The sequence below is a fragment of the Polymorphospora sp. A560 genome (assembly GCF_045781765.1).
Classification (GTDB): Bacteria; Actinomycetota; Actinomycetes; order Mycobacteriales; family Micromonosporaceae; genus Polymorphospora; species Polymorphospora lycopeni.
Map to the genome: position 1 here is coordinate 6,205,666 of NZ_CP122282.1, position 13,378 is coordinate 6,219,043.

The following is a 13,378-nucleotide window of genomic DNA, read 5'->3' on the forward strand; positions in this document are numbered from 1 at the left end:
GCGCCACAACCCCGGCGCTGACGCCGATAGTTACCGACGAGTAGCATCCGGGGTACACCACCGCGCCGGCAAGGAGGCTCACAAGTGCCCCGTGAAGTCCGCGATGTCGTCTTCGTCGACGGCGTCCGCACCCCGTTCGGCAAGGCGGGCGGCATGTACGCCAACACCCGCGCCGACGACCTGGTGATCCGCTGCATCCGCGAACTCCTGCGACGTAACCCGCAACTCCCGCCGGACCGAGTCGAGGAGGTGGCCATCGCCGCCACCACCCAGATCGGCGACCAGGGGCTGACCCTCGGACGGACCGCCGCGCTGCTCGCCGGCCTGCCCAAGACGGTTCCCGGCTACGCGATCGACCGGATGTGCGCCGGTGCGATGACCGCGGTGACCACGGTCGCCGGCGGCATCGCGATGGGCGCGTACGACGTCGCCGTCGCCGGCGGCGTCGAGCACATGGGCCGGCACCCGATGGGCGAGGGCGTCGACCCCAACCCGCGCATCCTCGCCGAGAAGCTCGTCGACCCGTCCGCCCTGGTCATGGGCGCCACCGCGGAGAACCTGCACGACCGGGTACCGCACGTCACCAAGGAGCGCACCGACGCGTACGCGCTCGCCTCGCAGCTCAAGACCGCCAAGGCGTACGCCAACGGCAAGCTCCAGGACGACCTGGTGCCGGTCGCCGTACGCGACCCGGAGACCGGCTGGGGGCTGGCCACCGTCGACGAGGCGCCCCGCGACACCTCGCTGGAGAAGCTCGGCACGCTGAAGACCCCGTTCCGCCCGCACGGCAAGGTGACCGCGGGCAACGCGGCCGGGCTCAACGACGGCGCCACCGCCAGCCTGATCGCCGCCGAGGAGGTGGCCCGCGAACTGGGCCTGCCGATCGGCATGCGGCTGGTGTCGTACGCCTTCGTCGGCGTCGAGCCGGAGGTGATGGGCGTCGGCCCGATCCCGTCCACGGAGAAGGCGCTGCGGATCGCCGGACTGTCCATCGGCGACATCGGCCTGTTCGAACTCAACGAGGCGTTCGCCGTGCAGGTGCTCGCCTTCCTCGACCACTTCGGCATCGCCGACGACGACCCGTGGGTCAACCAGTGGGGTGGGGCGATCGCCGTCGGGCACCCGCTCGCCTCGTCCGGCGTACGGCTGATGACCCAGCTCAGCCGGCAGTTCGCCGAGCACCCCGAGGTGCGCTACGGCATCACCGCCATGTGTGTCGGCATCGGCATGGGCGGGACCGTCATCTGGGAGAACCCCAACTGGGAAGGTGCGCAGAAGTGACCCTGAACAACCCGAACGAGGTGGTCACCAGGGCGCTGCTGCGGCAGGTCGCCGTACCCGGCCTGGAGAAGCCGGCCGCGTTGATCACCCTCGACAACGGCCACGACCACACCAAGCCGAACAGCTTCGGCCCGGCCGGACTGGCCAGCCTCGACGAGGCGATCACCGCCGCGCTCGCCGCCGACCCGGCGTTCATCGCGGTCACCGGCAAGCCGTACATCTTCTGCGTCGGCGCGGACATCACCGGCGTACCGCTGATCCAGAACCGGGAGCAGGCGGTCGAACTGGGCCGGCTCGGCCACCGGATCTTCGCCCGGCTGCGGGACTGCGCCGTACCGACGTTCGCGTTCGTCAACGGCGCGGCGATGGGCGGTGGCCTGGAACTGGCCCTGCACTGCCACTACCGCACCGTTTCCGGCGGCGCCGCCGCGCTGGCCCTGCCCGAGGTCGGCATCGGCCTGGTGCCCGGCTGGGGCGGCACCCAACTGCTGCCCAACCTGATCGGCATCGCCGGCGCCGCCCAGGTCATCCTGCAGAACCCGCTGACCCAGAAGACGCTCAGGCCCGCCCAGGCCCGTGAGCTGGGCATCGCCGACGAACTCTTCGAGCCGGCCGACTTCCTGGAGCGGTCGCTGGAGTGGGCGGCCGGCGTGGTCCGCGGCACGGTCACCGTGCAGCGCCCGGAGGTCGACCGGGAGATGTGGGACGGCGTGCTGTTCTTCGCCAAACACACCCTCGACGAGAAGCTGCACGGCGCGGTCCCGGCGGCCAACAAGGCGCTCGAACTGCTCGCCCTGGCCAAGGAGACCGACTTCGCCGCCGGCACCGCCGCCGAGGACGAGGCGCTCGCCGATCTGATCATGGGTGAGGAACTGCGCAGCAGCCTCTACTCGTTCGACCTTGTGCAGCGGCGGGCCAAGCGACCGGCCGGCGCGCCGGACCCGGCGCTGGCCCGCGAGGTCACCAAGGTCGGCATCGTCGGCGCCGGCCTGATGGCGTCGCAGCTCGCGCTGCTCTTCCTGCGCCGGTTGCAGGTCCCGGTGGTCCTCACCGACCTCGACCAGGCCCGCGTCGACAAGGGCGTGGCCTACGTCCACGCCCAGGTGGACAAGCTGGTCGGCAAGGGCCGGCTTCCCGAGGGTACGGCCGCCAAGCTGCGCGGCCTGGTCTCCGGCTCGGTCGACAAGTCGGTCTTCGCCGACGCGGACTTCGTCATCGAGGCGGTCTTCGAGAACCTGGAGATCAAGAAGCAGGTCTGGGCCGAGCTGGAGAAGATCGTCTCGCCGGAGGCGATCCTGGCCACCAACACCTCGTCGCTGTCGGTCACCGCGATGGCCGCCGACCTGGAGCACCCGCAGCGGGTCGTCGGCGTGCACTTCTTCAACCCGGTGTCGGTGATGCCGCTGGTCGAGATCGTACGGGCGGAGCGCACCGACGACGTGGCGCTGGCCACCGCGTTCGCGGTCGGCAAGAAGCTGCGCAAGTCGTGCGTGCTGGTCAAGGACGCACCGTCGTTCGTGGTCAACCGGCTGCTGACCCGGTTCCTCGGCGAGACGTTCGCCGCCGTCGACGCCGGCACCCCGCTCGACGTGGCCAACACCGCGCTCGATCCGCTGGGCCTGCCGATGCGGCCGCTGACGCTGCTCACCATGGTCGGCCCGGCGGTCGCGCTGCACGTCGCCGAGACGCTGCACGCGGCGTTCCCGGACCGGTTCGCGGTCAGCCCCAACCTGGCCCGGATCGTGCGGGCGGGCAAGCCGCTCACCGACCGGGACGGCGACATCGACCCCGAGGTCGCCGCACTGCTCGAGGTCGGGTCGGCGCCGCTGACCGCGCAGGAGGTACGCCAGCGGGCGCTGGACGCGCTGGCGCAGGAGGTCCGGCTGATGCTCGACGAGGGCGTGGTCGCGCAGCCGCAGGACATCGACCTGTGCATGATCCTGGGTGCCGGCTGGCCGTTCCACCTCGGCGGCGTGACCCCGTACCTGGACCGCACCGGCACCTCCGAGTCCGTGACCGGCACCCGCTTCCTCCCGAAGGGCGCGGCCAGCCTCCCCGCCTGACCGCCCCCTCCCCTCCCCCCACCCCATGATCCGCGTGATCAGGGACCAAATCGCGCGTGTCGCCGGCGCGCCACGCGACGAGGTCCCTGATCACGCGGATCTTGCTATTCCCCCGGCAGCCGCCGAGCCGGCTGATCGGCCGAACGGTAGGCGGCTCCCAACCGGACGCCGATGCCCGAACGTCGCCGACTGTGGCAGGGTCGGTCGGGCTCGGACCTGACAGCCCGGCAGACCTCGTCGGATCAGGCACGTCCGGCACGTACAGGTAGGACGGCCGGCACCGGCGCCGACCTGGCAGGCGACGGCGCAACCCCGGACGGACCGCCGGCAGGCAGCGGCGCACCGTCGGCACGGGACCTGGCCGGCGGGCAGCGGCACGGCGCCGACGGATGCCGGCGCCGCCCCGGCCGGCCGACGGCACCACGGCACGAAGCGGATGGCACAAGGCACGGTCGGGACCGGACGCTGCGAAGCGGGGGCATGGAACGGGTGTGGCGGCGATGACGGCGGCTGTGACGCGCACTGGTGTGGCCGGACCCGGACGGGGTCGAGGATGAGCGACAGCCGCCGATGCCGGGCCTGCGACGAGCCGTCGGCCCAGCCGACCTGCGGCAGATGCACCGCCGGCAGCGACCCGCTGTTGGTCCGGCCCTACGTCGACCGGGCGGCCACCGTGGCCGGACCGCCGAAGCCCGTCGACAGCATGACCACGACGTGGGAGTTCCCGGCCGCGGCCGTACCCGCGCTCGACCCGGCCCCGCCGGGCCACCCGCGACCGGTCGCGGGCGACGGATCCGGCGCCGGGCCGGGAAACACCCCGGGTACGGCCACCGGCGGGTTGGCCGGGCGAATCCGCGGCCGGATGACCCGGCTCCGCACCCGCGACCGGATGGTGCTGATCGGCGCCGCACTGGTCCTCGTGGTGGCCGCACCGGTCGCGCTGGCCCGGGGCGGCGGCCAGGATGCCCCGGAGCACGGGCCGACGATCGACGCCGGGCCGGTCTGGGTGCCCCCGACCACCGCCGACCTCCCGACCGGCGAACCGTCGGCGCTGCCCGACCCGGCCCGTACGGCCGGCCCGCGCGCCACCTCGTCGGCGATCGCCGCCACCCCACCCGGACGCAGCGCCGCGCCGGGCCCGTCGGCGACCGCCGGCAGCGCCGGTCCGACGACGCCGGCCCCGGCCACGCCCTCCGTGCCGTTCACGGCCCCACGCACCGGACGGATCATCGGTACGTCCGGCTTGTGCGTCGACAACATGTACGACAACCGCGACCACGGCAATCCGATCACCATGGCGTCCTGCAACGGCTCCGGCGCGCAGCGTTGGACCTTCCGGGAGGACGGCTCGCTGCAGATGCACCGCATGTGCATGGGCCCGGCCGGCCACGGTGCGAGCAGTCCGGTTCAGCTCAGGCGGTGCGGGCGGGGCTCGCGACCGGCCTGGCAGTTCCGGTCCGACGGGACGATCCTGCACGTGGCGTCCCGGCTGTGCCTGCACGACCGCGGTGGTACGGGTGGACCGACGGCACCCAACGGCGCACCACAGCTGAGCATCACCTCGTGCTCGGGTGCCCCCGGTCAGCGCTGGACGTTCCGCTAGCACCGGGGTCGGCGAGCACGGTCCACCGAGCACACGTCATCGCCCCGTCAGCGCGGGCGAACCCGTGCTGACGAGGCGATGCGCGCCGGGCTACTTCTTGCCGACCGTGATCGTCGCCGATCGGTAGTTGTTGCGGTTGCCATTCTCCGGGTCGTAGTTCTTCTCGACGTTGCCGGCGGTGTCGACCGAGAACCAGCGGAACGTGGTGGTCTCGGTCACGTGGAACACCTGCCCCGGCTCACGGAAGTCGGTCGACTCGTAGCGCGGCGACTGGAGCGTGGGCCGGCTGCCGTCCGTCGTGTAGTAGATGGTCGCCGGCTCGCTCGTCTCGAAGCGCACGTCGACCGGGCCGGAGTACTTCCCGCCGCCGGGAACGAGCTCGGACGTCGGCTTCTTCTTGTCCTTGCCCCACTCCGCCGCGATCCGGAACATCTCCATGATCCCGTTGGCGTACTCCATCGTCTCCGAGTGGCCGCTGACGAGCGCCGGATCACCCACCCACGGCGGCTGGAAGGAGCCGCCCTGCCAGTTGCCGGTGGCCGGGTTGTAGATGGAGCCACCGACCTCCCAGCCGAAGGCGTAGATCCCGTAGGTGTGGTACAGGTCCTCGCGCACGTTGCCCGCGGAGGAGTAGAGGACGTCCGACGAGCCGCCGACGTTCTCCGGCGTGACGACGGTCTCCCGGTAGGCCTTGACCTGCGACAGGATCCGGCCGGCCGACTGCCAGTAGAACGCCTCGTCGCCCATCGGCGGGCGCGGCGTGGTGACCCGCCCGTCCGCGATGTAGGCGCCGGGCTGCCAGAACAACTGGCCGCCGTTGGAGTGCACCGACATCATGAACTTGATGTTCGAGTACGTCTCGACCAGCCAGACGATGTTCGCCGCCTCCGGCTCGGACAGCTTCTCCGGCCCCTGGTAGGTGCCGCTGACGCAGCTGAACGAGCCGCCCGCGTAGCCGTCGTGGGCCGACCCGACCCGGTAGTTCCGGTTCAGGTCGACGCCCCAGGAGTTGCGCCGGGCCGGATCGGCGTCCTCGTCCGGGCAGTGGTTCGTCAGGTTCTTACGCTGAGAGGCGAAGTTGTAGAAGCTGTAGTTCGCCCCGTCGGGGTTGTTCGACAGGATGAGGAAGATGTCGGTGTCGTTGACGATCTTCTTCGTGTCCTTGTCGGTCTTGTAGTTACGCACCAGGCGCTCGGCGGTCTCCAGTGTGGTCGTCGCCGGCACCCACTCGCGGGCGTGGTCCTGCGCCTGGATCAGGACGCCGGGGTTCCGGCCGTCGCGGTGCTTGCCGATGCGCAGGACGGGGACCGTGGCCGGGCCGCGGGGCACCTCGCCCTCCGGCGCGCCGACCCGCTTCTCGTCGAGGAAGTCGGTCAGCGCGACCGGGCCGGCCGTCGGCGCGACGATGCCGGTGCCGGCGTTGGTGCGGTACGGGTGCGCCCGGTCGATGAGGCCCTGGGACCGGGTCTCCACCGCCGCCGCCACCTCCGCGGCGGTGCTCGCGAGCGCGCCCGCGGCATCCTTCGCGAGGAGGACGCGGACCGCCTTGCCCGCCACCTCGACGGTGAGCGGGAGGTTGGCCCCCGGCCGCTCCACGAACTCGACGGTGACGTCGTTGCCGCCCTCGTGGCCCCATGCCGCCGAGCTGACGACGACCGCGGCCTGCCCGGTGCCGCCGATCGTGGCCTGCGCCTTGCGCTGGTAGCCGTTCGTCTTGTTCGGCAGGTAGATGATCTGGGCGATGTCCGGGTACTGCCGGGCGATCTCCTCGGCACGGCTGTAGAGCTGCTGCGGGTGCTTGTAGCCGTCGATGAAGTCGTACTTGTAGCCCGGGTTGTCCGTCAGCGGCGGCGGAGCGTCCTCGAGCCAGTTGGAGACGCTGCCGGTGGTGACGCCCCCGGTCGAGCTCGTGACCTTGATCTGGCTCGGGCGGGTGTCGAGTTTGAACAGGTTCCGGTGGAACATGTACTGCCCGGAGTCGACGAAGCGGCTCATCGTCCGCGCGAAGCCGAACGAACTGCCCCGGCCGGAGTCGTTCTCGAGCTGCATCATCACGACCGGGTTGGCCTGCTGCCCTTCGGTGGTCCGCGCCTCGACGTAGAGGAAGCCCTGGCCCTTCGTGGTGAACCAGTCGGCGCGGACCACCCGTACGGTCTGCGCGTGGCTGAGCGGCTGGACGGTCCGGGCCGCCGCGGCGGCGGCGCCGAGGCCGCCGTCGGCCTCTTCGGACCATTCGAAGCCCTCGTCGTCGGCGAGGATCTTGACGCCCATCGCCTCGAGTTCGGTGATCTGCTCGGCGGTCACCACCGCCTCGCCCTCGATGCCGTTCGGCACCCGCTTGAGGCCGTGATCGATGTCGAAGCCGGCGTCGACCACCTTGTCCAGCATGTCGGAACCGGTCAGCTCGATGCGTACGAGCTGTGCCGACTCGTCGTGCTCGTGGTGGGATCGCTCCGAGCCGGCCGGGACCGTGGCCTCCACAGGATCCGCGCCCGCGGGCGGGGGACCTATGAGGACGCTCCCCAGCAGGGCGGGTAGCGCGAGAAATGCGATCCGCATTCGTCTGCGTCGCATGCCCTCTCCTTCTGTGTGTGGCATGTGGTGGATACCGTGGCCGGCCCGGTCGCGGACCGTGGGCAGGTCGGTGCGGCGAGCGTATGCGCATCCATCGCATCGAAGATCGTGCGATCCGGGGGACTTGAGCGAACCTTGAGTTTGCTGGTCGCGGCCACGAGGAACGCGCCGGCACAGGGGCTCGGCACGTCCGGATGGGTCGAAGAGACCGGCAGCGGATCCCGGCGACGCCGGGCCGCGGGTCAACCGCGAGCGGGTCGCCCGGGCTGCCCCGTCACCGTCCCGGTCGCGCCCGCCGAACGCGGGCCGGCCACGCCCGACCGGCCGCCCTGAACGGTCGCCGGGAAGCCGGTCGGGTCAGACCGGGTCGGCGGGCGAGGTGGTCGGTGGGCTCACCACCGCGGAGGCGGTGACGACCGGGGTGGTGTCGGCGGCCGGCAGCGTCACCGTCACCTCCAGGCCGCCGCCGGGCTGCGCTACCGCGCCGACCGTGCCGCGGTGCGCGTCGCAGACCGCCCGTACGATCGACAGCCCCAGCCCGGACCCCCGCGCGCCGGTGCGTTCCCGGCCGCCCCGCCGGAACGGTTCGAACAGCCCGGGTACGTCGGCGGGGTCGACCTCGAAACCGGTGTTGCCGACCACCAGGTAGACGTGCCCGTCGGCGGACCCGGTCCGGACCCACAGCTCGCCGTGCAGGTGGTTGTACCGTACGGCGTTCTCGACGAGGTTGCCGGCGAGCCGCTCCAGCAGGCTGGGGTCGCCGACCACCTGGGCCGGCCCGAGCGTGGCGGTGACCCGCAGCTTGAGCCGTTGCGCCTCGGCGCTGGTCGCCGACAGCGCGGCGCTGACCCCGCAGGCCAGGTCGGTCGGCACCTTGCGGCTGAGCCGGCGACCTGACTGCGCCTCGCTGCGGGCCAGCACCAGCAGCGCGTCGACCAGTCCGTTCGCGCGTTCGGAGGCGTCGCGGACCACGGTTGCCATGCGCCGGAACTCGGCGACGTCGGCCTCGTCGTCGGCCAGCGTCACGTCGATCTCGGTACGCATCACCGCGAGCGGCGTACGCAACTCGTGGGAGGCGTTGGCGACGAACCTCTTCTGCGCCTCGAACGCCTCGCCGATCCGGTCCAGCATCGCGTCGAACGTGGCGGCGAGTTCGGCGACCTCGTCGTCGGCGCCGGTGTAGCGGATCCGTTCCTCGAGGGTCTCCTCCCGCAGCCGCTGGGCGGTGGCGGTGACCTGGTGCAGGGGGCGCAGCGCCCGGCCGGCGACCACGTACGCCCCGGCGACGCCGACGATGCTGATGGCCAGCAGCGCCACCAGCCCCTTGGCGAGCAGTTCGCCGGAGACGGCGTCGACGACGTGCTCCTGCCAGACCCGGGCGTCGAGGGTCTGCCCGTCGGCGAGTACGACCGTGGTGCCAGGCAGGAGCTGGTCGGCGGGGTGCAGCGCGTCGTCGACCAGCAGCCAGGCGAGCACCATCAGCACGGCACCGGCCCCGACCAGCAGGACGCCGTTGAGCAGGGTGAGCCGCAGCCGCAGGGTGGGCCGCAGCCGGGACCGGCGCCCGGTGAGATAAACGGTCATGCGTCCACCTCGCTCCGCTCGGCGGCCGCACGACTCAAACTGAACCAACCGATGCCCTCGCTCCGCTCGGTCATACGTCCACCTCGCTCCGCTCGGCGGCCGCACGACTCAAACCGAACCAACCGATGCCCTCGCTCCGCTCGGTCATGCGCCCACCTTCCCACGCCCGGGTCAGGGCAGGTAGGGGTCGGGCATCCGGTAGCCGGCGCCGACGACGGTCTCGATCAGCGGTGGGTCGCCGAGCTTCTTGCGCAGGGTCATGACGGTGACCCGTACGGTCGTGGTGAACGGGTCGGTGTTGGCGTCCCAGACCCGCTCGAGCAGTTCCTCGCTGGAGACGACGGCGCCGCGGGCCTTGAGCAGTTCTTCCAGCACACCGAACTCCTTGCGGGTGAGGTCGACCGGGATGCCACCGCGGCTGGCGACCCGCCGGGCCGGGTCGACGACCAGGTCGGCGAGGGTGAGCACGGGCGGGGCCGGTGGGGTGGCCCGCCGGCCGAGGGCCTGCACGCGGGCGACGAGTTCGTCGAAGGCGAACGGTTTGGGCAGGTAGTCGTCGGCGCCCAGGGACAGGCCCTCGACCCGGTCGGCGACCGTGCCGCTGGCGGTGAGCATGAGCACCCGGGTCAGCGCACCGGAGGCGGCGAGGTCGGCGCAGATCTGGTCGCCGTGCACGCCGGGCAGGTCGCGGTCGAGGACGATCACGTCGTAGCGGGTCACGAACGCCATCTCGTGGCCGGTGTTGCCGTCGTGGGCGACGTCGACGGCCATGCCCCGGCGGCGCAGGCCGCGGGCGATCGCGTCGGCGAGGTTGTGCTCGTCCTCGACCACCAGCACCCGCATCAGCGCCTCCTTCCGGAACGCCGCCATCCGGCGGATTCAACCTACTGCCGCGGGACAACATGTGGCGGTACCGCGGGCGTTGCAAAGAACCTTCCGGTACGACAGACTTTCCGGCAAGGATCTTCACCGCTCAGGAGTCGTTCGTGCAGCAGACCGGCCCGGACATCGCCTACCGGGGCTTCCGCGGTGCGGCGCGGCTGGCCACCGGCACCATGACCGGAGCGGTTCCCCGGGGCGACGGGATCGCCTTCGACTCCCCGGCCGGCACGCTGACCCACACCGATCCGCACACCGGGGTCACCGCGGCCTACGAGCTGGCCACCTGGACCTCTCCCCTGGTCGAGCCCGGGTTCCCGGTCGCCGAACTGGTGCCGTCGTGGACCGCCGACACCCCGGCCGGGAGCTGGATCCGGGTCGAGATGCGCGGCGCCGACCGGTCCGGCCGGCCGACCCGCTGGTACGACCTGGGCAGTTGGGCCGCCGACGACGAGGGCGTACGGCCCACCTCCCGGCCGGACCAGGCGGACCCGGACGCGCGGGTCGACGCCGACGTGCTCACCGCCGCCTCCGGCCGGGAGTGGACCGGCTGGTGGCTGCGGGTGACCCTGCTGCGGCCGGCCGGTGGCGACGCCACCCCGGCGCTGCGGTCGGCCGGCGCGGTCGCCACCGCGCCGGCTCCGGCCGCGCCCCGACCGCACGGCCCCGCACCGCACGGCGCCACACCGCCCGCCGCACCACACCGCCCGGCGCCGCACGGCTCCTCCGCCCCGCACCCCGCGGCGGCGGCCGCCCCGGCACCGGCCGCCCCGCACCCTGAGGCGGCCGCCCCGGCACCGCCCGCGCCGGCGCGGCCGGCCGCCCCACCGCGCCGGTCCGGCACGTCCCCGGCGTGGGGCGTCGTGCTGGACGTACCCCGCTTCTCGCAACGGCTGCACCGCGACCACCACCCGCACCTCGACGGTGGCGGCCTGACCTGGTGCAGTCCCACCTCGACGGCGATGGTCCTGGCCTTCTGGGGAGCCGGCCCGGCGGCGGCCGACCACGCGTGGGTGGGACCCGACGACCCGGCACCGTGGGTCGACCACGCCGCCCGGCGCTGCTACGACCACGCTTACCGGGGCACCGGAAACTGGCCGTTCAACACCGCGTACGCCGGCACCTTCGGGCTGGACGCGTTCGTCACCCGGCTGCGCGGCCTGGCCGAGGCGGAACTCTTCGTCGCCGCCGGGATCCCGCTGGTGATCTCGGTGTCGTTCGCGGCCGGGCGGGTGCCCGGCCTCGACTACGGCACCCGCGGGCACCTGCTGGTGCTGGCCGGTTTCACCGCCGGCGGCGACCCGGTGCTCAACGACCCCAACTGGCCGACCGACGAGGCGGTCCGCCGGCCGGTGCCCCGGGCCGCGCTGGAGGCCGCCTGGCGCGGCGGCAGCGGCGGCCTGACGTACGTGATCCGGCCCGCCGACCGGCCGCTGCCGGCGGCACCGCCGCAGGCGAACTGGTGACGGTCAGCGGGTGGTGAGCGGGCGTACGTCCCACAGCCAGACGTCGTCGACCCGCTGCGCCGGGCCGAGGATCTCCTCCACCGTGGTGCGCAGGGGGTCCGCCCGCCGGTGCTCGACCGGCAGCACGATGATCGCCGCGTTCCAGTAGCGCAGGTCGTCCTCGACCCGCCGCTTGGTCTCCTCACCGACCGACCTGGGCTGGCCGGACGAGGCGACCCGGTTCAGCAGGGTGGAGGTGACGGTCGGCGGCGCGCCGAAGCCGCCGGGGTCGCCGTCGACACCGTTTCGCGGGCCGAGGAAGTAGCCGCGCGGGATGGCGAACTCCAGGTTCTGCGACGCCGCCCAGCGCAGGCCGTCGGAACTGCCGAGGTCGGGCAACGGCAGCGGGACCAGGGTCTGCCCCGGCGCGACGTACGGCCGCCACTGGCCGGAGGTGATGAACGCCGGGACCGGTGGCCGGCCGACCTCGCGGTAGGGCAGCGGGGTGAGCGGGACCAGCGCGATCAGCAGCGCCGCGACCCAGGCCCGGCGGCGCAGCCGGCGCTGCGGTTCGGCCACCCGGTCGGTCAGTGCCCGGTCGGTGGCCACCGCGAGCAGTACGCCGACGACGGCCGACGTGATGAGCCCGAAGCGGGTGGGCACGACCGAGTCGAGCAGCGGTACGTGCACCAGCAGCGCCCACGGGCCGGGGAAGAGGTCGTGCCCGCGCCAGCGCAGTTCCTCACCGAGCGACAGCACCGCGAAGATCAGCCCGGTCGCGGCGAGCGAGCGCACCAGCACGTCCCGGCGCAGCCAGGCCACGGTGACCACGAGCAGGACGACCAGCGGCCAGCCGAAGAACGCGTTCTCCTCGGAGTAGTTGGGCGCGAGCCCCTTGTTGGCCTCGGCGTCGCCGCCCAGCGTGGTCGAGCCGGCGTTGAAGTACGCGGCGATGTCGTTGCCGTGGTCCGGCACCGCCTCCTTCAGCCCGCTGTAGCTCTGCGGCCCGGAGAACTGGACGTAGAGCGGGTAGGCCAGCAGCGCGCCGGCGACGACGGCGCACACCGCCAGGCCGGCGAGCAGCGGCTTCCAGGCCGGGCGCAGCAGCTCCCGCCGCTGCGCCACGTAGATCGCCAGGAAGACGCCGCTGGCCAGGGCGGCGAAGAGCAGGATCTCCTCGTTGATGAACACCTGGTAGACCACCAGGGCGGCGAGGATGAGCCCGTCGCGTACCGGGCGGGTGCCGGGCCGGCACATGACCAGGACCCGCCACACGATGAACGGCACCAGGAACTGCGAGACGATGTTCGGGTGCCAGTTGCCGTGGCCGAGCATCGCCGGGCAGAAGCCGCAGAAGGCGCCCCCGACGGCCGCCGCCAACCGCGACGACACGATGTGCCGGGAGAGGACGAAATACCAGGCGGTCGCGGTGCCGGCCAACCCGACGGTGATCATGACGGCGAACGAGACCGGCGGCCCGAGGAGCATGGTCACCGGCACCATCGGCACGGTCAACCCGTACATCGACGTGTTGGCCATCAGGTTGACGCCGTCGGGATAGTTCATCAGGTCGGTGAAGAACGGGTAGCGGCCCTCGGTGACGACGCGTACGGCGTGGGCGAGGAAGAACTGCCCCTGGGCCGGGTCGCTGGCGTGCTCCGGCCCGACCCGGCCGGCCGGGTCCATCCAGAGCCGGCCGGTCACCCACACCGCGGTGGCCAGGTAGATGCCGACGACGAGCAGGTCGGCGTACCGGCGGGCGTAGGTGGTCAGGAGGCGGCCCAGCGGCCCGCCGGTCACCGGGCCGGAGCGCGATCCCGGCGTGGACCCGCCGGCCCGGCCCGCGCCCTCGGCGTCCGGCGAGGCATCGACGTCCACGGCGGCGCGGGCAGGATCGTTCGGGGAGGCCATGATGGCTCGAATCGTAGTCGAGAAGGGGATTAGTCCGG

The 13,378-nt window shown here is 72.6% G+C and carries 8 protein-coding genes; 4 read left to right on the plus strand and 4 right to left on the minus strand.

What is annotated here, in order from left to right:
* Positions 1–84: 84 nt before the first annotated feature.
* The 3 genes from QCD66_RS28160 to QCD66_RS28170 all read left to right on the plus strand — a co-directional run bounded on the left by QCD66_RS28160 (position 85) and on the right by QCD66_RS28170 (position 4,947).
* Entirely contained in the window at positions 85–1,281 is a 1,197-nt protein-coding gene (locus QCD66_RS28160; protein ID WP_375736751.1) for a thiolase family protein, read from the plus strand.
* On the plus strand, positions 1,278–3,344 hold the full coding sequence (locus QCD66_RS28165; RefSeq protein WP_375736750.1) for a 3-hydroxyacyl-CoA dehydrogenase NAD-binding domain-containing protein: 2,067 nt from the start codon (positions 1,278–1,280) through the stop codon (positions 3,342–3,344). The genes QCD66_RS28160 and QCD66_RS28165 overlap by 4 nt, the downstream gene beginning before the upstream one ends.
* A 553-nt stretch (positions 3,345–3,897) precedes the next feature.
* Entirely contained in the window at positions 3,898–4,947 is a 1,050-nt protein-coding gene (locus QCD66_RS28170) for a ricin-type beta-trefoil lectin domain protein (RefSeq protein ID WP_407566855.1), read from the plus strand.
* 90 nt (positions 4,948–5,037) lie between these two features.
* Here the strand turns inward: QCD66_RS28170 and QCD66_RS28175 are convergent, their stop codons facing one another.
* The 3 genes from QCD66_RS28175 to QCD66_RS28185 all read right to left on the minus strand — a co-directional run bounded on the left by QCD66_RS28175 (position 5,038) and on the right by QCD66_RS28185 (position 9,948).
* The gene (locus tag QCD66_RS28175) at positions 5,038–7,521 is read right to left on the minus strand and encodes a M14 family metallopeptidase (protein WP_364207767.1); all 2,484 of its coding nucleotides are present in this window, start codon (positions 7,519–7,521) and stop codon (positions 5,038–5,040) included.
* Between the two features lie 357 nt (positions 7,522–7,878).
* A complete protein-coding gene (locus QCD66_RS28180; RefSeq protein WP_357536119.1) occupies positions 7,879–9,105 on the minus strand; it encodes a HAMP domain-containing sensor histidine kinase in 1,227 nt (408 codons plus the stop codon).
* 171 nt (positions 9,106–9,276) lie between these two features.
* Positions 9,277–9,948, minus strand: a complete 672-nt coding sequence (locus QCD66_RS28185) for a response regulator transcription factor (protein ID WP_357536430.1) — start codon at positions 9,946–9,948, stop codon at positions 9,277–9,279.
* Between the two features lie 143 nt (positions 9,949–10,091).
* Here QCD66_RS28185 and QCD66_RS28190 point away from each other — a divergent pair, with 143 nt between their 5' ends.
* Positions 10,092–11,450 (plus strand): C39 family peptidase, encoded by a 1,359-nt coding sequence (locus QCD66_RS28190; RefSeq protein WP_407566856.1) that lies wholly within the window; start codon positions 10,092–10,094, stop codon positions 11,448–11,450.
* A gap of 3 nt (positions 11,451–11,453) precedes the next feature.
* Here the strand turns inward: QCD66_RS28190 and QCD66_RS28195 are convergent, their stop codons facing one another.
* Positions 11,454–13,340 (minus strand): hypothetical protein, encoded by a 1,887-nt coding sequence (locus QCD66_RS28195; protein ID WP_407566857.1) that lies wholly within the window; start codon positions 13,338–13,340, stop codon positions 11,454–11,456.
* Positions 13,341–13,378 lie beyond the last annotated feature (38 nt).